This is a genomic window from Micromonospora sp. DT4 (genome assembly GCF_049841675.1).
In the GTDB taxonomy this organism is placed as follows: domain Bacteria; phylum Actinomycetota; class Actinomycetes; order Mycobacteriales; family Micromonosporaceae; genus Micromonospora.
This window is the reverse complement of record NZ_JBNCKT010000023.1, coordinates 40,426-61,503: the sequence shown is the minus strand read 5'-3', so window position 1 is coordinate 61,503 and position 21,078 is coordinate 40,426. Positions and strand designations below refer to the sequence as shown.

The window sequence follows — 21,078 nt, the reverse complement described above, 5'->3', positions numbered from 1 at the left end:
CAGGTGTCCACGAGTCTCTATACGGATCTGGCTCTCGACGCGCTGAAAATGGCGATCTGGCGCCGCGAATATCAAGGCGCTGACCTGCGCAAACTGGTCCATCACTCAGACAGGGGAGTCCAGTATCGAGCGATTCGCTACAGCCAGCGCCTCGCCGAAGCCGGCGCCGTCGCCTCGGTCGGGTCCAAGGGCGACTCCTACGACAACGCGATGGCCGAGGCGTTCAACTCTCTCTACAAGGCCGAACTCGTCCGCAACCGAGGTCCCTGGCGTGGACCCGACGACCTGGAGATGGCCACCGTCGAGTACATCGACTGGTACAACAACCGGCGGCTGCACGGCGAGCTCGGACACATCCCGCCCGCCGAACACGAGGCACTACACGCGGTAACCCACCCGGTCACCGCACCCCTGAAAACCAGATAACCAACTCTCCATCAAACCCGGGGCTTGACAGGTCATCGCCTGGACCTGGTGCCTGATCGTCCGGCACCGGCTGCGCGTGTGCTTCGCGCAGTTCATCATCGCCAACCAGTCCGGTTCGCTGCCGCTGATTCTCTGGGCCAAGCCCACCCCGGTCGGCGAACGCGTCTGGGTCTACCTGCGCCCCGGCCTGTCCGCCAAGGACCTGGAAGGCCGCCTCGACAAGATCGCAGTCACCTGCCACGCCTCCACCGTGCTCATCGAGCGCGCCTCCGAGAACAACGCCGCCTACCTGCGGTTCGACATCAAACGACGTGAGGTGCTGACCGCCCACGTCAGTTCCCCGCTGGTCGACGTCATCGACCCGACCGCCCCCGTCTCGGCATCGCCGCTGACGGTCCCCACCGCCCTGGACCTGCCGGACGTTGACGCTCCGACGATCACCCTGCCCAACCAGGGCAAGCCGGCGAAGCAGCCGACCACCACCGCCAACGGCAGCAAGCCTGCGGTTTCGTCCGCGTCATCCGCGCCGGACGACGACACCTCCGACTGGATCTGACCCAACCAACCCGGGACGCGAGGAGCCATGACGGCTCGTTCGTGTGGCTTCTCGCGCCCACAACGCCCAGGAGGGCACCTCATGACCACCACGATTTCCACCACCGCCGACGCGGTACCGGTGGCTCCTGGCCTGTCGATGTTCGACCCGATCTTCATCGGGATCGACGAGTTCGGCCAACCCGTCTACCTCGACGTCATCTACCGCAACCTGCTCACCGCAGGCGAACCCGGCGGCGGTAAATCCGGCCTCATCAACAACATCTGCGGCCACGCCGCCCTGTGCGACAACACCCGCCTCGTGCTCTTCGACGCCAAACTCGTCGAGCTCGGCCCGTGGCGCGACCTCGCTGACGCCTTCATCGGCCCCGACATCGATCAGGGGATTGAGGTGCTGCGTCGCCTCCTGGTGGTAGCCACCAACCGCTATGCCTGGCTCCTGGCCAACCGGCGCCGCAAGCTCGCCGACGGCGATGGCATGTCCGTCATCGTCACCATCATCGACGAACTCGCCATGTTCTCCACGGTGCTCGGCACCAAGGCACAGCAGGAGGAGTTCTCCACCCTCCTGCGAGGGCTCGTCTCCCTCGGCCGGGCCTGCGGCATGCCCGTCATCGCCGCCACCCAGCGTCCCTCGTGGGACATCATCCCCGCCTCGCTGCGGGACCTGTTCGGCTACCGGGCCGCATTCCGCTGCACCTCGCTGAACAGCTCGAACATCATTCTCGGCCAGGGCTGGGCCGAGCAGGGCTACACCGCCTCCGACATCTCCCCCACCAACCAGGGCGCGGCCTACCTCCTGGCCGAAGGCGGCGTCCCTCGCCGCATCAAGGCCGCTTACCTCACCGACACCGACATCTACAACATCGCCGACTACGCCGCATGGACTCGTCGCTCTACCAGCAACGCCGTTCCGGACGTCAACCCCACCGAATGGGAGAAGGCGGCATGACCACCCGCGAACGCGCCTACGTCAAGGCCAACAACCAGCGAGCTGCTCAGTTCACCGAGCTGTGGGTCATCGGCCGTCCCGAGGACATCGCCGCCATGATCCGCGTCGCCGGCATGTCCGGCCGACTTGTCTACGTGTCCTCGCCGACCCCGATGGGCGGCGACGACAACCGCCACCGCCGCTATCTGCGGCTGCGCACTCACTAATCGGCCGACAGGACCGGGACTCGCCTGGCAGCACATGCCGGTCCTGCCGACCTCCACCAAGCCCGAAAGGACGTGGTTGCTGTGAAGGCTACCCAAAACCCGCCCACCACCGTTGAGGTCAGCGCGGCTGACCTGCTGCGGATGGCTGCCCTCTACCTGCGCCGGCACGGCTGGCACCAGGGCACCTACTACGCCAAGAACCCCGACACCCTCACCCCGCCGGCCTGCGCCGTCGGGGCCATCGGCATGGCCTGCGCCGGCCACCGGGTCGAACACTTCTACGGCCTCGACCCCGACACCCAGGTCACTTTCCGTCGGATCGTCGGCATTCTCACGGTCTACCTCGACGACCACGCGCCCGTCCTCCACGTGGATGAGGACGGCTACCTGCTCGACGAGCACACCTCCCCCTACTCCTGGAACGACGACCCCGCCCGCACCGCCGAGCAGGTCATCACCGCCCTTGAGGCGGCTGCCACCGAATGGGACTCCCTCCGCACCACCGGGGGTGAGAACGCATGAGCACCGTCAAGGCGTCCTTGACGCCATCCGTCCCCCGACAGAAGCGTCGGGACGTCGTCGAGAACGACGCCTTCGCCGCGTTCGCCCGGCGCATCATCCGCGCCCACGGCCGGCGCGTCGCCACCGGTGACGTCGAAGCCCTCCGCGACCTCATCGCCCTCTCGGCGGTCATCGACGACGCGATCGGAGAGGCCGTGATCGGCCTGCGCGCGTTCGGCTACTCCTGGGCCGAGATCGGCTCCCGCCTCGGCATCTCCCGCCAAGCCGCCCAGCAGCGCTGGGGCGGTGACAAGCCATGACCGACCTACGCCCCGTCAACCTTGACGATCTGGCTGAGCGGACCGGTATCAGGGTCGAGTTCTACGACCCGCTCGGCACCCGCTACGGGTTCCCCACCTTCCCCTACCACTGCGCCCCCACCGGCCTGGCCACCCTGCGGCAACTGCGCGCCGCCGGCCTCCGACCCGGAGGACACGACCCCGTCGCCCAAATCTATTGGCGACACCGCAGCACCCGGCGCGTCGCCTACCTCTACCGCACCGACCTCGCCGCACCCAAGCGCACCGCCACACCCGCCCAGCGGGAGGCCATCGCCAAAGCCCTGCTCGCCCGCCGGACCTGCCGGCACTGCGAGCAGGTGAAGCCCTATTACATCCCCCGCCGCTACGGCTGCTGCCTCGACTGCCACGGAGGCCCCCGATGACCGTTCGCTACCCCTGCCCCTGCGGCGACTACTACTGCGCCGACAACATCCCGCTGAACACCATCGACCGCAGCGACTGCTGCCAGTACTGCGGCTTTTTCAGCTGCGACGTCTGCGGCTGGTTCGCCCTTCTCCCGGCTGGGGGTGACCAGCAGTGAAGCCCACCGCAGGCACCCGCCTTGAAGGCCTGGGCCTGGTCCTCATCCTCATCGCCGTCGGCGGCTCCGCCGGGGCCGCCTCGTTCACCCACGTCCACGACTGGACCATGAACAACAGCCCCGCCAACACCCCAGGATGGTTCGGCTGGGCAAACGCCGTCATCTCCGAACTCGTCCCCATCGCCGCTCTCCTGACCATCCGGCGACGCCGCCGGACCGAGGCACCCATCGGCTACCCGATGGTCCTGCTCATCGCCGCCGCCGGCCTCTCCCTCGCCGCACAACTCGCCGTCGCCAAGCCTGGCCCGTCTGGGTGGCTCCTGTCCGCCGTTCCCGCGCTGGCGTTCATGGCCCTGGTCAAACTCGTCCTCGCTCCCGCAAAGGCGGGAACCACCGCCGCCGCACCGGCAGCCGCGCCGGTCGAGCCGATCCGGGTCCAGGTGGCCGAGCAGGTCACCACCGAACCCCCGGCCGCCATCACCCACGCCCCGGCTTTCACGCCGGAACCCGTCACCGCGCCGGCTTTCGAGCCGGTCGACGTCCCCGCCCACCTGCTGCCCACCGCCCGCTTCGCGGCCGTGCAACACGAACAGGCCACCGGCCAACCCATCACGCCGGACGAGCTGGCCGACCGGCTCGACATCACCCCGGCCATCGCTGGACAACTCCTGACCACCATCGCCGGCGGTGTCCGATGACCATCGTCCTGGTCGACATCGAGCATGTCACTCACACCTGCCCCGCCCACCCCGATCCGCACCCGTTCGACACTCGCTGGACCGTCGTCGACGTCATTCCCGGTGGTCCCTGCCGGGCACCGGTCACCATCCGCTGTGGTGACACCACCGCCACCATCGCGTGCCGCCGGCACGAACCGGCCAAGCGCCAGTGCGGCGCCTGCCGGGTCATCGTCACCGAACACACCATCACTACCCGCCACCTCGACGAGGTTGGCGGCTGATGGCCTCGACGCTGGACCTCACACCCCGGACCGCTCTGGCCCGGGGTGTGGGCTCGAACGCCGACACCGTCCCCGTATACGACTACACCGCCGAAGGGTCCGCCTTCACCCGCGCCACCCAACCCAACTACTTCGGCTGGCTGGAACACGTCCGCGCCGCCGCCGGCTGCACCCGACCCATCCGCCTCGCCGGCAGCCTCTACACCGTCGACTCATCCACCGGCCGAGTCCTGGACCAGCGGCACACCGACGCCATGCCGGATGCCGCGATCTACACCGCCTGCGGCAACCGCCGGTCAAGGGTCTGCCCGTCCTGCGCGCAGACCTACCAACGCGACGCCTTCCAACTGCTGCGCGCCGGCCTCGTCGGCGGCAAAGGCGTTCCCGACTCGGTCGCCTCGCACCCTGCCGTCTTCGCCACGTTCACCGCCCCCTCGTTCGGGACGGTTCACGCACGGGTGGTCAAGCGACACACCTGCCGTAACCGCCGCCGCTGCGACTGCCGCGCTGAACCCTGCCACGCCCGCCGCGACGCCGGCCTGTGCGAGCACGGGCGTCCCGCCGTGTGCTGGGCACGCCACGAAGCCGCAGACACCGCGCTCGGACAGCCGTTGTGCCTCGACTGCTACGACCACGACCACCAGGTCGTCTGGAACATCTTCTCTGGCGAGCTGTGGCACCGCACCAAGCAAGCCGCGGAACGCCACCTCGCCAAGCTCGCCCGCCGCCGCGGCATTCCCCGCGTCGACGTCGTCACCGCATCCGGCAACATCCGCAAGGTCCCGCCGGTCCGGCTCTCACCGGGCAAGGTTGCCGAACTCCAAGCGCGCGGTGCGGTGCACTTCCACGCCATTGCCCGCCTCGACGGCGTCGACGGCCAAGACCCCGACGCCGTCGTACCCCCACCCGCCGGGTTCGGCGTCGACGAGCTGCTCGACGCGCTCCGGTACGCCGCCCGACACGTCGCCTTCCGCACCCCAACCCACCTCGACCGGCCCGAAGGCTGGCCAATCACCTGGGGCAAGCAAGTCGACCTTGAACCCATCACCACCGACGGCACGGGCGACGTCACCGACGGCATGGTCGCCGGCTACCTTGCCAAGTACGCCACCAAGAGCACCGAGGCCACCGGGCACACCTCCACCCGCCTGACCGCCGAATCGATCGGGGACTACGCCGACCCCGACGGCGACCACACCGCCCGCCTCATCGACGCCTGCTGGCGCATCGGCCGACCCACCGGCACCCCCGTCCCCCTGTCCGAGCGGCCCCGCGACCACCGGCCACGGCCCGGCTTCGTCGACCGCTGGGAATGCCCCGACTGCGGCACGCACACCCGCTACCCCGCCTGTCCCGTTTGCGTTGCCCAGCGTCAAGCCGCCCTTGACACCAAACCGGCCAGCAGGGCACAGGCCACCAATCCCTACGCCCGGCTGCGCCGGTGGGCGCACATGCTCGGCTACGGCGGCCACTTCCTCACCAAAGGCCGCCGCTACTCGGTGACCTTCCAACTCCTGCGCGACACCCGCGTCACCTTCCGCCGCCACGAACACGACCACCAGGGCGACGAGAAGTCCGCCACCCTCCGCGCCGTCGACCACCTCGACGAAGACGACACCACCCTCATCGTCGGCACCCTCACCTTCGCCGGCGTCGGCTGGCACACCACCGGAGACGCACTCCTCGCCAACACCGCAGCCGCCATGGCACGCGAGCGACGGGCCACCGGCCGCGAAGAACTCGCCCACGAACTCAGCACCACCCCCGCCGGCACCGTGTCGGCCGTTGCCTGACCCCGACAGACCTGAGGAGATCACCCGCCATGAGCACCATCGCCCGACCCAGCCCGGTCGTTCGGCTCGTCCCTCGCACCGGGGCAGCCGTCGTCGAGCCTGTCACCTACACCGTCCGGGAAGTCGCCAAGCTGCTGGGCCTCTCGCTCGGAAGCACCTACGCCCTCGTTCGGGACGGAACGATCCCCGCAACCCGCCTCGGCGGGCGCTGGCTCATCCCGCGCACCCGGTTTCACGCCTGGCTCGACGGCGTCACCGAGCAACCCGCCGCCACCGGCACCGAGCACGGGCGGAGGCACTGATGGGCTTCGTCCGCAAGACCCCGGCTGGCACCTTCCGCGCGTGCTGGCGCGACCCGGCCGGTGGGCAGAAGTCCAAGAGCTTCCGCACCAAACGGGAGGCCAATGCCTTCCTCACCGAGGTCGAGAGCGGACTGAACCGGGGCACATACGTCAACCCGCACGCCGGCCGCACCCGCTTCGGTGTCTTCGCTCAGCAGTGGCTCGCCACTCGAACCGTCGAGGCACGCACCAGCGAGCGGACCGTCTCTATGCTCCGTACGCACGTCCTGCCCAAGTGGGGTGACTGGCCGCTCGGGAAGGTCGACTTCTTGTCGGTGCAGGAGTGGGTCACGGGCCTGGCTCGGGATCTCGCCCCCGCCACCGTGGCCAAGTGCTATCAGCTACTGTCGATGATCCTCCGCACGGCGGTCCAGGCGCGACTGATAGCCGTCAACCCCGCCGAAGGGGTCAAACTGCCGCGCGATCGTTCCCGCGACGTCAAGCCGGTCACGATCAGTCGGGAGGACTTCCGACACCGGCTGCTGCCTGCCGTCCCGCCCCGGCATCGGGCAATCGTCTCCACCGCTGCCGGGGCCGGTCTGCGCTGGGGTGAGTGCGCCGGGCTGACGTGGTCCTCGGTTGACCTCGACCGGGCATCGCTACGCGTGGTCCAAGTGGCCGAGGAGACGCACGGCGGGATCGTGCTGCGGCCGTACCCGAAGAGTCGCGCTGGTGTGCGGACCGTGCCGCTGCCCGGCTTCCTCCTGGCCGCGCTCCGCGAGCTGCATACCGCCGCCGACGACCCGGACCCGCGAACCCTGGTCTTCCGCGACCGGGTAGGACGCCCACTGCGCCGGTCGAACTTCCGGCGTCGGATCTGGCTGCCCTCGCTCGTCCGTGCGGGTCTGCTCGGCCAGGTCGCCAACACCGGCCCGCACCGGTACCGCGCGGTCTGGCCAGACCGGGAAGGCATCGAGTGGTCGGCCGAGTTCACCACCGAACGGGAAGCCGTCGCCTGCGTCGCGGCCAAGGCTGCCGGCGGGATGCGGTTCCACGATCTACGGCATGCCTACGCCACCTGGCTGGTCACCGACGGCGTCCCGATCAACCTGGTGCAGCGGGTGATGGGCCACGAGCAGGCGTCCACGACACTCAACCGGTACACCCACACCCCGGACGACTACGCGGCCCGCGTCCTGGAGGCGTTCGACGGCCCTGCTGCCTCTCCGCTGCCTCCGGCCGCAGAAGCGCCGTCCCTGGACAGCCTCGACGAGGCGGAAGACGACCTGTGAGCAGCGGTGGAGCGCTTCCAGGAGAAAGGGACGACCCCCGTCGGGGGGAGACGGGGGTCGTCAACGGTTCGGCTCCGGGGGGGTCGAGCCGAACCACTCAGCGGTCACGGGGGGTGCAACCGCCGAGGGCCTGTCTGTTTCGGGAATGTGAAAGCACGTCGTGCGGACAAGTCTGCCTGAGCGGACCCGTCACGTCGAGTGGTGCTCACTCCACTCAGCGCGAAAATCTCCTCGCCGAATGTGAGCACGATCACACCGAGGGGTGGTGGGGGCACCCGTCCACAGGTCTAAGGGGTGGCCTGACCCCGGGCACCCGCCGACGATAGACCATCCGGCTAGACTTTCGCGCCGTGGGCCGAAGTGCCGCTTTCTTCGATCTGGACAAGACCGTGATCGCCAAGTCGAGCGCCCTGGCGTTCGGTCGGCCGTTCTACCGGGACGGGCTGATCACTCGGCGTGACGTGGTCAAGTCGGCGTACGCGCAGCTGATGTTCCGGCTGGGCGGCACCGACGAGCAGACCATGGCCCGAACACGGGACTACCTGGCCACGCTCTGCAAGGGCTGGCAGGTGGAACAGGTCCGCCAGATCGTCGCGGAGACACTCCACGAGCTGATCAACCCCTACGTGTACGCCGAGGCTGCCGCCCTGATCGAGGAGCACCAGGCGGCCGGGCGGGACGTGGTGCTGGTGTCGGCGTCCGGCGAGGAGATGGTCCGGCCGATCGGCGAGCTGCTCGGGGTGACCGATGTGATCGCCACCCGGATGACGGTGCGGGACGGTCGCTACAGCGGTGAGGTCGAGTTCTACGCGGCCGGTCCGAGCAAGGTCGAGGCGGTCGCCGAGTTGGCCGCCGCCCGGGACTACGACCTGGCCGACTCGTACGCCTACTCCGACTCGTACAGCGATCGTCCGCTCCTGGAGTGTGTGGGGCACCCGAGCGTGGTCAACCCGGACCGGCAGCTGCGCAAGCTGGCCTCCGAGAACGCCTGGCCGGTGCTGGAGTTCCGGCATCCGATCCCGCTGGGCCGCCGCTGGCGGGAGCGGCCGGCCGTCCCGGTGGCCGCGGCCGCCCTGGGGGTCGGTGTGGGCGTTGCCATCGGCATCGCCTGGTACGGCCGGCACCGCCGCACCCGCGCTGCGGCCACCGCCTGACCTGAGCGGCCGGCTGTGACGGCGCAGCTGGTCAGGCGGCGGCGAGGATCTCGTCGCCGATCGTGGTGAGCTGGTCCGCGCCGACCTCGACGGCTGCCATGTAGTGGCGTAGCCACGAGCGCAGCCCGTCCGGGGTGCCGGTGGCGAAGGCACCGGCCGAGCCGACGTACTCAGGCTCGCGTTCGGCGTGCCCGACGTCGACGCCGAGCAGGCCGCGCGGGTCGAGGCCGCTGGCGAGCAGCACCAGCCGGGCGGCGCCGCGCGCCACCACGCCGGACGGTCCGGCGAACGGGCGCAGGTTGAGCAGTTCCCCGTGTACGACGGCGGCCAGCACCAGCGGGGACACCTTCGTCCCGCCGGCCACGAGACCGGCGAGCCCGTCGAGGCGGGCGGCGACCACCGGGTCAGGGACCGGCCGACCCAGCTCGGCCTCCGGCACGATGTCGCGGGCGGCGAGGACGTGCAGCCGGGCGAGGGCCTGCCGGGGCGCCTTCGGCCAGAGTTCGCTCAGGCCGGGCAGGGCCCCGGCGACGCGTAGCGCACCCTGGAGCACCGGCTCGGTGACGGTGCCGGCCCGGACCTCCTCGCGCTCGTGCACGGCCCCTTCGAGCGCGGCGCTGGCCACCGCCGACCGCAGGCTGACCTCGGCCGCGACCTGGCCACCGTTGCGGCGCAGGGCGCGGTGCCCGAGCGCCTGGTCGAAGCGTTCGCGGGCCCGGTCGACGGCGGGGGCGATGTCGGCGAGCGCGAGCAGCGGGGCGAGCGGGTCGGTGGTCACCCCGCCACGCTAGCGAGCCGACCCGGGCCGATCACCCCTCACCCGCCCCGCAACGCGACCCCGACCAGCCGACCCAGCGCCAAGCGGCACGGGGCGAGAGAGGTCGGACGGGCCGTCGGGCGCGTGGCGGGTGCCGCTCGGCGCGACCGGGTGGGCAGCGGTCGCCGGCCACCCGGCCCGCGACTACCCTCGTGCCCATCGAGACGCAGGTCACCCCGAGGACGAGGAGTCACGGCATGAGCGAGGCATTGGCCAATCTGCTGAACGAGACGCGCCAGTTCCCCCCGCCGGCCGAGCTCGCCGCGCACGCCAACGTCACCGTCGACGCGTACGCCGAGGCGCAGGCCGACCGGCTCGCCTTCTGGGCGAAGCAGGCCGACCGGCTGGCCTGGTCGAAGAAGTGGGACGAGGTGCTCGACTGGTCGAACCCGCCGTTCGCGAAGTGGTTCGTCGGTGGGCAGCTCAACGTGGCGTACAACTGTCTGGACCGGCACGTCGAGGCGGGTCGGGGCGACAAGGTGGCGATCCACTGGGAGTGCGAGTCGGGTGACACGCGGACCCTCACGTACGCGGACCTGCACGAGCTGACCTGCCGCGCGGCGAACGCGCTCACCGACCTGGGCGTGACCGCCGGTGACCGGGTGGCGATCTACCTGCCGATGATCCCGGAGGCGGCGGTGGCGATGCTGGCCTGCGCCCGGATCGGCGCGGCACACAGCGTGGTGTTCGGCGGGTTCTCGGCCGACTCGTTGAGCAACCGCATCCAGGACGCCAGCGCCAAGGTGGTGATCACCGCCGACGGTGGTTACCGGCGGGGCAAGCCGTCGGCGTTGAAGCCGACCGTGGACGAGGCGGTGGCGAGCTGCCCGTCGGTGGAGCACGTGCTGGTGGTCCGACGCACCGGTGCGGACGTGGCCTGGTCGGAGAAGGACCACTGGTGGCACGAGACGGTCGAGACCGCGTCGGCCGAGCACACGGCGCAGCCGTTCGACGCGGAGCACCCGCTGTTCATCCTCTACACCAGCGGCACGACGGCCCGCCCGAAGGGCATCCTGCACACCACGGGTGGCTACCTGACGCAGGCGTCGTACACGACGCACGCGGTCTTCGACCTGAAGCCGGAGACGGACGTCTACTGGTGCACCGCCGACATCGGCTGGGTCACCGGCCACTCCTACATCGTGTACGGCCCGCTCTCCAACGGCGCCACCCAGGTCATGTACGAAGGCACCCCGGACACGCCGCACAAGGGCCGCTTCTGGGAGATCGTCGACCGGTACAAGGTCAGCATCCTCTACACGGCTCCCACCCTGATCCGGACGATGATGAAGTGGGGCGAGGACATCCCGGCCGGCTTCGACCTGTCGTCGCTGCGGCTGCTGGGCAGCGTCGGCGAGCCGATCAACCCCGAGGCGTGGATGTGGTACCGGCAGCACGTCGGCCGAGGTGAGCTACCCATCGTGGACACCTGGTGGCAGACCGAGACGGGCGCCATCATGATCTCTCCGCTGCCGGGTGTCACGGCGACGAAGCCGGGCTCGGCGATGGCCCCGCTGCCCGGCATCGTCGCCGACGTGGTCGACGACCAGGGCCAGTCGGTGCCGAACGGTGGTGGCGGTTACCTGGTGCTGCGCGAGCCGTGGCCGTCGATGCTGCGCACGATCTGGGGTGACGACAACCGCTTCATCGAGACGTACTGGTCGCGGTTCGAGGGGATGTACTTCGCCGGCGACGGGGCGAAGAAGGACGACGACGGGCACATCTGGCTGCTCGGCCGGGTGGACGACGTGATGCTGGTGTCCGGGCACAACATTTCGACGACCGAGGTCGAGTCGGCGCTGGTGTCGCACCCGTCGGTGGCCGAGGCGGCGGTGGTCGGCGCCACCGACCCGACCACCGGCCAGGCGATCGTCGCGTTCGCCATCCCGCGCGGCAGCACGGACATCGCCGGCGAGGCGGGCGAGCAGCTCATCGCGGACCTACGCAACCACGTGGCGAAGACGCTCGGCCCGATCGCCAAGCCGCGGCAGATCATGCTGGTGCCGGAGCTGCCGAAGACCCGCTCCGGCAAGATCATGCGGCGCCTGCTACGGGACGTGGCCGAGAACCGATCGCTCGGTGACGTCACCACCCTCCAGGACTCCTCGGTGATGGAGCTGATCTCCTCCGGGATGGGCGGCGCGAAGTCCGACGAGGACTGACGACAGACGTACCCCATCGGTGGGTGACGGTCCGTTCGGACCGTCACCCACCGTCATCATTCGTGGACTTGCGACTGCCCCGCACGCTCCCGGCCGACGGCTGGACGGATAACGCCTGCATCACGTTCCTGTTGTTCGGCTGGATTGTCATTTAGTTTCACGATGGTCGGCTGACCTCGACGCGACGCTGCGTGCCTGGAGGCTGCCGACTTCCTTCGCCCATGCCCGAGAAACGGAGCGGCATGTACAGAAACTCCCATCCGGGGTCGCGCCGACGACTACTCGTCGCGCTGCCCGTCATCGCCCTCGCAGCCACGTCACTGACCGTGAGTGGCAGTGCGGCGGCACAGCCGTCCACCACCCCCCGGGCGGTGATCGGGGCTGACGAGTACTACATCAACTACGCCGAGCCCGAGGTGCAGACGGACACCACCGGCCGTGAGGTCAAGGGCAAGAACGGCGTCTACACACCCGCGGTCGACTCCGCTCGCGCGTTCGACCAGAAGCACGCGCGGGGCAACCCGGTGACCGCGCGCCAGCTCGCGCAGATCGAGGCCAAGTCGATCAGGACGGGCAAGAGCCCGCGGCAGATCAAGCAGTCGCCCACCACCCAGACGGCGAAGCTGTTGACGCTGCTTGTCGAGTTCAACGACAAGGCGAACGACGACTTCACCAACGTGATGGTCCCGAAGACGGTGTTCGAGGACCGCACCTGCGTGCCCGGCACCGTGCAGAACGGGCCGAAGCACAACACGATCCCGAACCCGGCGACGCTGCCGCACGAGGACAACAACTCGATGTGGGTGCCGGACTTCTCGCCGTCGCACTACGACAAGATGTTGTACAGCAAGAAGGGCATCACCGAGCGGATCCGCAAGGACCTCAAGGGCCCGGACGGCAAGAAGGGTGTCGACATCTCCGGTCGCACCATGCACAACATGTACCTGGAGATGTCCAAGAACGCGTACACGGTCGAGGGGCAGGCCAGCCCGTGGATCACCGTGCCGCACTCCGAGGGCTGGTACGCGGCGAACCGCTGCACCCAGGACGAGAACGGCAACTGGGTTCCCGGCCGGGAGCAGTCGATGAACGGCCACCCGGACAACCCGGCCGGCGCGGGCAAACTGGCGACCGACGCGATCGACGCGCTCGCCGCCAAGGACCCCAGCTTCCCGTGGGCCGAGTACGACAAGGAAGACCAGGCCGACCGCGACGGTGACGGCAACCTCTTCGAGCCGGACGGCGTGATCGACCACCTCGTGCTGGTGCACGCCGGTCAGGGCAAGTCGCGCGGCGGTGGCGACCAGGGCGTGTACGCCGTGTGGGCGCACTCCTCCTCGGTTCCGGGTGGCTACACCATCCCGGGCACCGGCCTGAAGGTGTCGAACTACATCGTGCAGCCGGAGGACGCCGGCGTCGGCGTCTTCGCCCACGAGTTCGGCCACGACCTCGGTCTGCCGGACCTCTACGACACCTCCGGCAACGCCGACTCCGACGTGGACTTCTGGGACCTGATGGCCTCCGGATCGCACTCGGGTGAGATCTTCCAGGCGCTGCCGACGCACATGGGCATCTGGGACAAGTGGGTGCTCGGCTGGGCCGACCCGCTGACCATCCGTCCCGGTTCCAACCCGCGTGAGGTCAAGCTCGGGCAGAGCTCGCGTACGCCGATCGACGCCGAGGACGGCATCAAGGTCGACCTGCCGGACAAGGTGACGGTCCTGGCCACCCCGCACAGCGGCACGAAGATGTGGCACAGCAACAACGACCAGAGCTGGGCCGACGTCAAGCTGAGCCGCTCCGTCGACGTGCCCAACGCCGCGGATGCCAAGTTCTGGATGTGGAACAACTACATCATCGAAGAGGACTGGGACTTCGGTTTCGTCGAGCTGTCGACCGACGGCGGCACGACCTGGACCGAGCAGAAGGTGTACGCCGAGGGTGGCGCGGTGGTCACCACGCCGGACAACTACGGCGACCCGAACGGCCGGTTGAACGACTTCGGCGGCAAGAAGTACGGTCTGACCGGCAGCACCGACGGCTGGCGTCACGACTACGTCGACCTGTCGGCGTACGCGGGCAAGACCGTCCAGGTGCGGCTGCGCCTGGCCACCGATGAGGCGTTCGAGGAGCGCAACTGGTTCGTCGACGACTTCTCGGTCACCGGCGGCGGCGCGACCACGTGGAGCGACAACGTCGAGGGCGGCGCCAACGGCTGGACGACCAGCGGTGGCACCTTCGTCGACACCACCGGCGCGGGCTGGAAGGTCTCCGGCGGTACCGAGGTCCACGCGCAGTACTACCTGGCCGAGTGGCGCAACTTCGACGGCTTCGACAAGGGCCTGAAGTACGCCTACGACACCATCTACTCGCACGAGGCGTGGAAGGTCGACCGGCTCTCCTACAACGCCCCGGGCATGCTGGTGTGGTACCGGGACAGCGCGCTCGGGGAGGTCAACCACGTCACCGGGCAGATGACCGCGCTGCCCAGCTACGGCGCGAAGGGCGGGCTGCTCATCGTCGACTCGCACTTCGACCCGTACCGGCGTACCGGCACGGCGGCCGAGAAGGACCCGTCGGTGACGGACAACCTGCCGAGCCGTCCGCAGTCGGCCAACGCGGCCTTCACGCTCCAGAAGACGTACCCCTTCACGGAGTGCCTGGAGGCGGCGGACGAGCCGTACAGCGCGTACTGCACGAAGTTCAAGGCGCAGGCGCCGGTGAAGAGCTTCACCGACGCCAAGGGCTGGTACCCGGGCATCGAGATGCGCGACGGTGCCGCGTACGCCCGGGACAACGACGCCTCCGTGGTGGTGCCGTCGCGTGGGAACGCGCCGTACACCACCCGGGTGACCAACCCGGACGGCAGCCCGGCGCCGGAGTTCTACGGCGTGACGCTGGGCGGCGGCGCGATCGTGCTCGGCACCGGTAACCCGGCCGACGCGGGCGTGCAGAACGGCGTCTCGTTGACGATCCGGAAGACCGCGAACGACAACTCGTCCGCCACGATCTACGTCACCCCGGCGAAGAAGTGACGGTTTAGCGGGTTCGGCAACTGATGGTGGGGCCGGTGGCGGGAACGCCACCGGCCCCACTGTCGTTTCGTCTGATCTTATTGATCGAAATGCATCGGTGCGAACGTTGCCGACCAGTCCGCCCCGGTTCGAGTGCAGATGAAGCGCGGGCGTGTGACGGTGAAAAGCGTTCTCAACAAAATCTTGCAACAAATCGACGTGTGCGTCTTCCCACCCGTCCCGGCAGTGTCTATGTTCACCATTGGTCCCACTAGTGGGATCGATCTATCACCGGTCCGTACCCCCGTTGGGCCGGTTCCCTCACACCGGAGGTACCACGTGCGCAAAGTCGCAGTGGGTCTGCTCGGGCTCTCACTGACGGCGACGGGGCTGGCGTTCGGACCGTCCGCCAGTGCCGCGCCGCAGCCGAAGTTGCCGACGGCAGCGCCGTCGGTCGCCGAGCCCGCCAATGCCGACCACGACCTGCCGAACCCGCTGGAGGACAAGCGGCGTGCGCTGCGCCAGGAGGGCCTGAGCAAGGTCCTGTCCGGCAAGGCCAAGGCCGAGAAGATCAACGGCAGCACGGTCGTCAAGGTCGGCAAGACCCAGGCCGACGGGGCCACCGCCCGCACCACCGGGGCGGGCACCGCCCAAACCGAGGACCAGTACGTCGAACTCTCCCGCGAGCGGACCGACAAGATCTTCGTGATCCTTGCCGAGTTCGGCAACGAGCGGCACCCGGACTACCCGGACAAGAACATCGACCCCGACACCGCGGGGCCGACCAAGTTCGACGGGCCGCTGCACAACCAGATCCCGGCGCCGAACCGGGCGGTGGACAACTCCACCGTCTGGCAGCCGAACTACAACGCCGACCACTATCGGCAGCTCTACTTCGGCACCAACCCCGGCGACGAGTCGCTGAAGCAGTACTACGAGGCCCAGTCCTCGGGTCGCTACAGCGTCGAGGGCGAGGTCACCGACTGGGTCAAGGTCAAGTACAACGAGGCCCGGTACGGGCGCTCCGACGACCCGGTCGCCGACGACGACGTCGAGAACCCGGCCGACGACAAGGCCGTCTGCGACAGCAACGTCTGCGACAACACCTGGGAACTGGTCCGCGACGCCGCCAACGAGTGGGTCGCCGACCAGAAGGCCGCCGGCCGCACCGACGAGGAAATCGCCGCCGACGTCAAGTCGATGGACCAGTACGACCGGTACGACTTCGACGGTGACGGCAACTTCAACGAGTCGGACGGCTACATCGACCACTTCCAGATCGTCCACTCCGGCGGCGACCAGGCCGACGGCGACCCGGCCCAGGGTGAGGACGCCATCTGGAGCCACCGCTGGTACGCCTACGCCTCGGACCAGGGCAACACCGGCCCGGCGGACTTCCCGGCCGGCGGCACCGAGATCGGTGACACCGGCGTCTGGATCGGCGACTACACCATCCAGCCGGAGAACGGTGGCCGGAGCGTCTTCTACCACGAGTACGGCCACGACCTCGGTCTGCCGGACGACTACAACGTCATCAACGGTGGTGACAACAACAACGAGCACTGGACCCTGATGGCCCAGAGCCGGCTCGGTGGCAAGAACGACGGCGGCATCGGCGAGCGCGGTGGCGACCTCGGCGCGTGGAACAAGCTACAGCTCGGCTGGCTCGACCACGACACGCTCGGGCCAAACGAGAAGCGCGACGTGGTTCTCGGCCCGCAGGAGTACAACTCGCCGGAGGCGCAGGGCGCAGTGGTCAACCTGCCACCGCGGGAGTACACCTTCTCGAACGGCGCGCCGTTCGAGGGCAGCAAACAGTTCTTCACGGGCAACGAGGACAACCTCAACAGCACGATGACCCGGACGTTGGACCTCACCGGGAAGTCGTCGGCTGCCTTGGCCATGAAGGGCCGCTACAACATCGAAGCCGGCTTCGACTACCTGTTCTTCGAGGCGTCGGCCGATGGCGGTAAGACCTGGGCGACCCTGCCCGGCACGGTCAACGGCAACCCGCTGAAGGAGATCTCCCCCGGGCGTTTCGCCCTGGACGGCTCCAGCGGCGGCAAGTGGGTCGACGTCAACATCCCGATGAACTCCGCGGCGGGCAAGGTCGTGCAGTTCCGGCTGCGCTACCAGACCGACGGCGGCGTGTCCCGGGGCGGTTTCTACGGTGACGCGATCACCGTGACCGCCGACGGTCAGGTCGTGTTCACCGACGGCGGCGAGAACGGCGCCAACGGCTGGGCCTTCGCCGGGAAGTTCGAGATCGCCGCGGCCACCTACAAGAAGAAGTTCGCGAACTACTACATCGCCGGCACCCGGTCGTACACCTCGTACGACAAGTACCTCAAGACCGGCCCGTACTACTTCGGCTACCAGAACACCCGCCCGGACTACGTGGACCACTACGCCTACCAGGAGGGTTTGCTGATCTCCTACTGGAACCTGCGGTGGGCGGACAACGACACGTTCGAGCACCCGGGTGAGGGTCGGAACCTGATCATCGACGCGCACCCGCGGCCGCTGTACAACCTGACCGGCGACCCCTGGCGGGCCCGCGTCCAGGTCTACGACGCGCCGTTCGGCTTGAAGAAGGCCGACTCGTTCACGCTACACATCGACAGCCAGGCCCAGTACGTCCGTGGCCAGGCGGCGCAGCCGCTGTTCAACGACACTCAGCAGTACTGGTACCCGGAGCTGCCGAACCACGGCGTCAAGCTCCCGGCTACCGGCCGGAAGATCCAGGTTCTGTCGCAGGACGGCATCTACACCAACGTCCGCTTCTTCTGATCCTCGCTTGCAGGCAACACCCGCACCGCAGCGATGCCCGGGCAGGTCACCTGCTCGGGCATCGCCCTTTCCAGGGAACGGCGACCGGGTAACGCGCGTCGGATCATCCGTGCAACCGCGAACCCGCACCACTTCGGCCGGCGTCGCTCTGGCCACCCTGCTGGCGCTCGCCGGCTGCGCCGGATCGCGGAACGAAGGAGCCGCCGTGTCCGCCCAGCAGACGCCCTCCGACACCCCCTCGACCGGCGCGCCAACCGGGCCTGCCGAACCCACGCCGTCGTCCTCCGGCGCGCCGACCGCGATCGCCGGAACCACGCCGTCGTCGCCCGCCGGCCGTCCGTCGCGCTCACAGGTTCCGCTGCCCACCCTGCGCCCACCGACCGAACCGCCGCGCAGACCCACCGACTCCCGCAAGACCAACGCACTGGCCGGGCGGATCAACCGAGGTGGCGACGGTCCCTGCTACGGCCTCGTCACCGACGACGGCCGCCAGTACGCGCTGCACGGCACCGGCAAGGGCACCTTCGCCGTCGGCACGACCGTCCGGGTCACGATCGGCCCGGCCGACCCGCCGGCCGCCGACTGCGGCCCGGGCATCCCGGCCACCATCGTCGACATCAGCCCGGTCTTCTGACCCTCCCCGCAGGTCACCCACGGGCAGGCGAAACGGCTGCCTGCCGACGGGGTCCTAGGCTGTCAACCATGACCGACCAGCGCGGCGGAACCGTCGACGAGTCCTGCGTCCTCACCGAGGGGCCGTGGACGCACCGTTTCGTCGGCGCCAACGGCACCCGGTTCCACGTGGTCGAGGCCGGCACCGGCCCGATGGTGCTCTTCCTGCACGGGTTCCCCGAGCACTGGTGGGCCTGGCACCAGATGCTCCCCGCGGTCGCCGACGCCGGCTTCCGGGCGGTCGCCGTGGACCTGCGCGGCTACGGCGCCAGCGACAAACCACCCCGGGGGTACGACGGCTACACCCTCGCCGCCGACATCGCCGGCCTGATCCGGGCCCTCGGTGAGCGGTCGGCGACACTCGTCGGCAGTGGCGTCGGCGGCATGGTGGCCTGGACGGTGGCGTCGTTCCACCCGTCCCTGGTCCGCCGGCTGGTGGTCCTGGGAGCGCCCCACCCGCTGCGGCTGCGCGCCGCCATCTTCGCCGACCCGCGCGGGCAGTTCGCCGCCTCCACCCCGGCGTTGAAGTTCCAGCTCCCCCGCTACGAGCACGTGCTCACCAGGGACGGCGCGGCGGGCGTCGAGGAGATTTTGCGCCGCTCGGCCGGCCCGCGCTGGGCCGCGAGCGGCGACTTCGAGGCGTACGCCGAACGGTGTCGGGCGGCGATGCGCATCCCGCAGGCCGCCTTCTGCGCGTTGGAAGGTTATCGCTGGGCCTTCCGTTCGGTGCTGCGGCTGCACGGCTACCGGTTCGTCCGCCTCATGCAGAAGCCGCTGGTCACCCCGACCCTGCAACTGCACGGCGCGGCCGACGTCGCCGCCCTGCCCCGCACCGCCCTGGGGTCCGGCCGGTACGTCGTCGCGCCCTACGAGTGGCGTCTGCTGGACGGGGTGGGGCACTTCCCGCACCTGGAAGCCCCCGAGCTGGTGCTCGGCGAGATCCTGCGGTGGGCCAAGTCGTGACCGGTCAGACCCGCTGCTCGCGCAGGTCGGTGACCTCGGCGGCCGGCGCCCAACCCTGGTAGACGCCGAAGTCGAAGACCTCCAGCCGCATCGCTTCGGCCACCGGCCAACGACCACCGGTGTACTCGACACGTAGCCAGGCGTCGTGCTCACCGAGCACGATGAACGGCTGGCCCTTCCAGGTGCAGGTGGTCCGCACGTACGCCAGGTCCTCGATCTCGCTCGCCGGCAGCACCCGCACGTAACGGCCCGCGCGGACCTCCTCGAAGCCCTCACCCGGCCCGGGCTGGTAGAGGCGGATGTCGTCGCCGTCCGGGCTGGCCTGGTACTCCCGGCCCTGCCAACGGGCCACGTAGCCGTCGCGCATCACTCCTCCGGAACCCGTCGCCAGATCACCGCGTCCGTGTCGAGCACCGCGACCACCCGCTCGCTGCCGTCCCCGCCGATGCGCCAGAGCTGCGCGCCGTGCGGGAGGCGGGCGCTGTCCACCTTGAACTCCGCCACCACGTCGCTGCTCTCGCCCGGGGCGAAGCCGTTGCCCCGGAAGGGCGGGCGTTCGATGACCCAGCCCTCCATGGCCCGCATCGCCGGCTCGTTCTGACCCCCGTACGGAATCCGGTAGAGGCTGGGCCGGTGCGCCGGCCACCGCAGCACGTAGATCTCCTCGGCGTCCCGCTCGAACGGTGAACCGGGGTGGTTGAGGCCCAGCGCATCGTGCAGCTCGGCCGGGGTGGTCAGGTGGGCCAGCTCACCGGCCCGGTGCACGAACCCGGAGACCCGGTCGTACCCCCGCTCCAGGTAGTACGCGAGTTGGCTGGGCGCGATCGCCTTCTGCATGACTGTCGGTCGGGCCGGGTCGACCGCCGCCGGGGCGTACCGGGGGCGGGCGGTGGGCTCCGCCTCGGCCGCCGGCTCCACCGGGTCGACCTCCAGGTCGTCACCGAGCCCCACCTCGGCGGCCCAGTTCGCCAACGCGACGATCTGGTCGCCGGGCAACTTCGCCCCGACGGGGGTGCCCGGGTTGACGGCGAACGACCAGTCCTCGTCCGGCCAGCGCCGGATCAGCTGGGCGAACTTCACCCGGACCGTGTCGACGTGGCCCTCGACGTGGTCGGCGAGGCGCTCCGGGGACGTGTAGACCACCACGTACGTCTCGCCGTCGAGCTGGGCGGTGCGCCAGACGAAGCCCGGGTCGCCGGGCCGACTGCCCCGCACCGAGTTCGCCTCGGCCGGCAACAGCACGCGGGCCAGCAGCAGGGTGGACAGGAACGTGTCGGTGCTCCCGGCTGCGGCGGCGCCGAGCAGGTCCTCCTCGACGGTGTTCGCCGGCTGGAACTGCGGCGACGCCGGCTCGTCGACCGTCGGAGGCTCGCTGTCCAAGAGCGCGGGTTCCGCGTCGGGGTCGGGGCGTACCGGGTCGGGTTCGTAGCTCAGCGGGGATCGGGACGACCAACCGGAGTCCACCCCGCCGCCGAAATCGGCGTCGCTGCCCAGGCCGGCGTGGCTGCCCGGGCCGACGTCACTGCCCAGGCCGGGGCCGCCCAGGGTGGCGTCGCTGTCCGGGGTGACGGCGGGCGGATCGAGCAGGCTCGCTCCACTGCCCGCAGCGGCGGGGGCAGCTGGGTCCGGCACACCCGGGCCCCGCACGGACGGGCCG

General features: G+C 69.7%; 21 protein-coding genes and 1 pseudogene. 19 read left to right on the top strand and 3 right to left on the bottom strand.

The window, feature by feature from the left end; translation table 11 throughout:
• The 14 genes and pseudogenes from ACLQ24_RS10060 to ACLQ24_RS09995 form a co-directional block, all read left to right on the top strand.
• Positions 1-426 (top strand): integrase core domain-containing protein (locus tag ACLQ24_RS10060; protein ID WP_425890631.1); only part of this gene is annotated, 426 nt, incomplete at its 5' end.
• Between the two features lie 31 nt (positions 427-457).
• Positions 458-982 (top strand): annotated as a pseudogene (locus tag ACLQ24_RS10055) (hypothetical protein); the annotation flags it as partial.
• An 81-nt stretch (positions 983-1,063) separates the two neighbouring features.
• Entirely contained in the window at positions 1,064-1,933 is an 870-nt protein-coding gene (locus ACLQ24_RS10050) for an FtsK/SpoIIIE domain-containing protein (RefSeq protein WP_425890630.1), read from the top strand.
• A complete protein-coding gene (locus tag ACLQ24_RS10045) occupies positions 1,930-2,139 on the top strand; it encodes a hypothetical protein (protein WP_425890629.1) in 210 nt (69 codons plus the stop codon). Before ACLQ24_RS10050 ends, ACLQ24_RS10045 begins: the two co-directional genes overlap by 4 nt.
• 81 nt (positions 2,140-2,220) lie before the next feature.
• Positions 2,221-2,661: a DUF6197 family protein gene (locus ACLQ24_RS10040; protein WP_425890627.1), complete on the top strand. Its 441-nt coding sequence runs from the start codon at positions 2,221-2,223 to the stop codon at positions 2,659-2,661.
• Entirely contained in the window at positions 2,658-2,960 is a 303-nt protein-coding gene (locus ACLQ24_RS10035; protein WP_425890626.1) for a hypothetical protein, read from the top strand. Before ACLQ24_RS10040 ends, ACLQ24_RS10035 begins: the two co-directional genes overlap by 4 nt.
• On the top strand, positions 2,957-3,364 hold the full coding sequence (locus ACLQ24_RS10030) for an RRQRL motif-containing zinc-binding protein (protein ID WP_425890625.1): 408 nt from the start codon (positions 2,957-2,959) through the stop codon (positions 3,362-3,364). Before ACLQ24_RS10035 ends, ACLQ24_RS10030 begins: the two co-directional genes overlap by 4 nt.
• The gene (locus ACLQ24_RS10025; protein WP_425890623.1) at positions 3,361-3,522 is read left to right on the top strand and encodes a hypothetical protein; all 162 of its coding nucleotides are present in this window, start codon (positions 3,361-3,363) and stop codon (positions 3,520-3,522) included. Before ACLQ24_RS10030 ends, ACLQ24_RS10025 begins: the two co-directional genes overlap by 4 nt.
• A complete protein-coding gene (locus ACLQ24_RS10020) occupies positions 3,519-4,220 on the top strand; it encodes a hypothetical protein (protein WP_425890621.1) in 702 nt (233 codons plus the stop codon). The genes ACLQ24_RS10025 and ACLQ24_RS10020 overlap by 4 nt, the downstream gene beginning before the upstream one ends.
• The gene (locus ACLQ24_RS10015) at positions 4,217-4,483 is read left to right on the top strand and encodes a hypothetical protein (RefSeq protein ID WP_425890620.1); all 267 of its coding nucleotides are present in this window, start codon (positions 4,217-4,219) and stop codon (positions 4,481-4,483) included. Before ACLQ24_RS10020 ends, ACLQ24_RS10015 begins: the two co-directional genes overlap by 4 nt.
• Positions 4,483-6,276, top strand: a complete 1,794-nt coding sequence (locus ACLQ24_RS10010; protein WP_425890618.1) for a replication initiator — start codon at positions 4,483-4,485, stop codon at positions 6,274-6,276. Before ACLQ24_RS10015 ends, ACLQ24_RS10010 begins: the two co-directional genes overlap by 1 nt.
• A gap of 29 nt (positions 6,277-6,305) precedes the next feature.
• A complete protein-coding gene (locus ACLQ24_RS10005) occupies positions 6,306-6,578 on the top strand; it encodes a helix-turn-helix domain-containing protein (protein ID WP_425890616.1) in 273 nt (90 codons plus the stop codon).
• Positions 6,578-7,849, top strand: a complete 1,272-nt coding sequence (locus ACLQ24_RS10000; protein ID WP_425890614.1) for a tyrosine-type recombinase/integrase — start codon at positions 6,578-6,580, stop codon at positions 7,847-7,849. Before ACLQ24_RS10005 ends, ACLQ24_RS10000 begins: the two co-directional genes overlap by 1 nt.
• A 350-nt stretch (positions 7,850-8,199) precedes the next feature.
• On the top strand, positions 8,200-9,003 hold the full coding sequence (locus ACLQ24_RS09995) for an HAD family hydrolase (protein WP_425890612.1): 804 nt from the start codon (positions 8,200-8,202) through the stop codon (positions 9,001-9,003).
• Positions 9,004-9,034: 31 nt separating this feature from the next.
• Here the strand turns inward: ACLQ24_RS09995 and ACLQ24_RS09990 are convergent, their stop codons facing one another.
• A complete protein-coding gene (locus ACLQ24_RS09990; protein ID WP_425890611.1) occupies positions 9,035-9,781 on the bottom strand; it encodes an oxidoreductase in 747 nt (248 codons plus the stop codon).
• A 236-nt stretch (positions 9,782-10,017) separates the two neighbouring features.
• Between ACLQ24_RS09990 and acs the strand changes: the two genes are divergently transcribed.
• The 5 genes from acs (at position 10,018) to ACLQ24_RS09965 (ending at position 19,421) form a co-directional block, all read left to right on the top strand.
• Entirely contained in the window at positions 10,018-11,982 is a 1,965-nt protein-coding gene (gene acs, locus ACLQ24_RS09985; RefSeq protein ID WP_425890610.1) for an acetate--CoA ligase, read from the top strand.
• 242 nt (positions 11,983-12,224) lie between these two features.
• A complete protein-coding gene (locus ACLQ24_RS09980; RefSeq protein ID WP_425890609.1) occupies positions 12,225-15,017 on the top strand; it encodes an immune inhibitor A domain-containing protein in 2,793 nt (930 codons plus the stop codon).
• 333 nt (positions 15,018-15,350) lie between these two features.
• Complete coding sequence (locus ACLQ24_RS09975) at positions 15,351-17,786, top strand: immune inhibitor A domain-containing protein (protein WP_425890637.1); 2,436 nt, start codon at positions 15,351-15,353, stop codon at positions 17,784-17,786.
• A gap of 205 nt (positions 17,787-17,991) precedes the next feature.
• Positions 17,992-18,420, top strand: coding sequence for a hypothetical protein (locus ACLQ24_RS09970; RefSeq protein WP_425890607.1), 429 nt, complete (start codon positions 17,992-17,994; stop codon positions 18,418-18,420).
• Between the two features lie 68 nt (positions 18,421-18,488).
• Positions 18,489-19,421, top strand: coding sequence for an alpha/beta fold hydrolase (locus tag ACLQ24_RS09965; RefSeq protein WP_425890606.1), 933 nt, complete (start codon positions 18,489-18,491; stop codon positions 19,419-19,421).
• 4 nt (positions 19,422-19,425) lie between these two features.
• On the opposite strand, the gene ACLQ24_RS09960 is transcribed toward ACLQ24_RS09965, so the two are convergent.
• Together ACLQ24_RS09960 and ACLQ24_RS09955 are read right to left on the bottom strand one after the other, a co-directional pair.
• The gene (locus tag ACLQ24_RS09960; protein ID WP_425890604.1) at positions 19,426-19,791 is read right to left on the bottom strand and encodes a hypothetical protein; all 366 of its coding nucleotides are present in this window, start codon (positions 19,789-19,791) and stop codon (positions 19,426-19,428) included.
• The coding region (locus tag ACLQ24_RS09955; RefSeq protein ID WP_425890602.1) for an SseB family protein at positions 19,788-21,078 on the bottom strand (1,291 nt) is incomplete at its 5' end. The genes ACLQ24_RS09960 and ACLQ24_RS09955, both read right to left, overlap by 4 nt.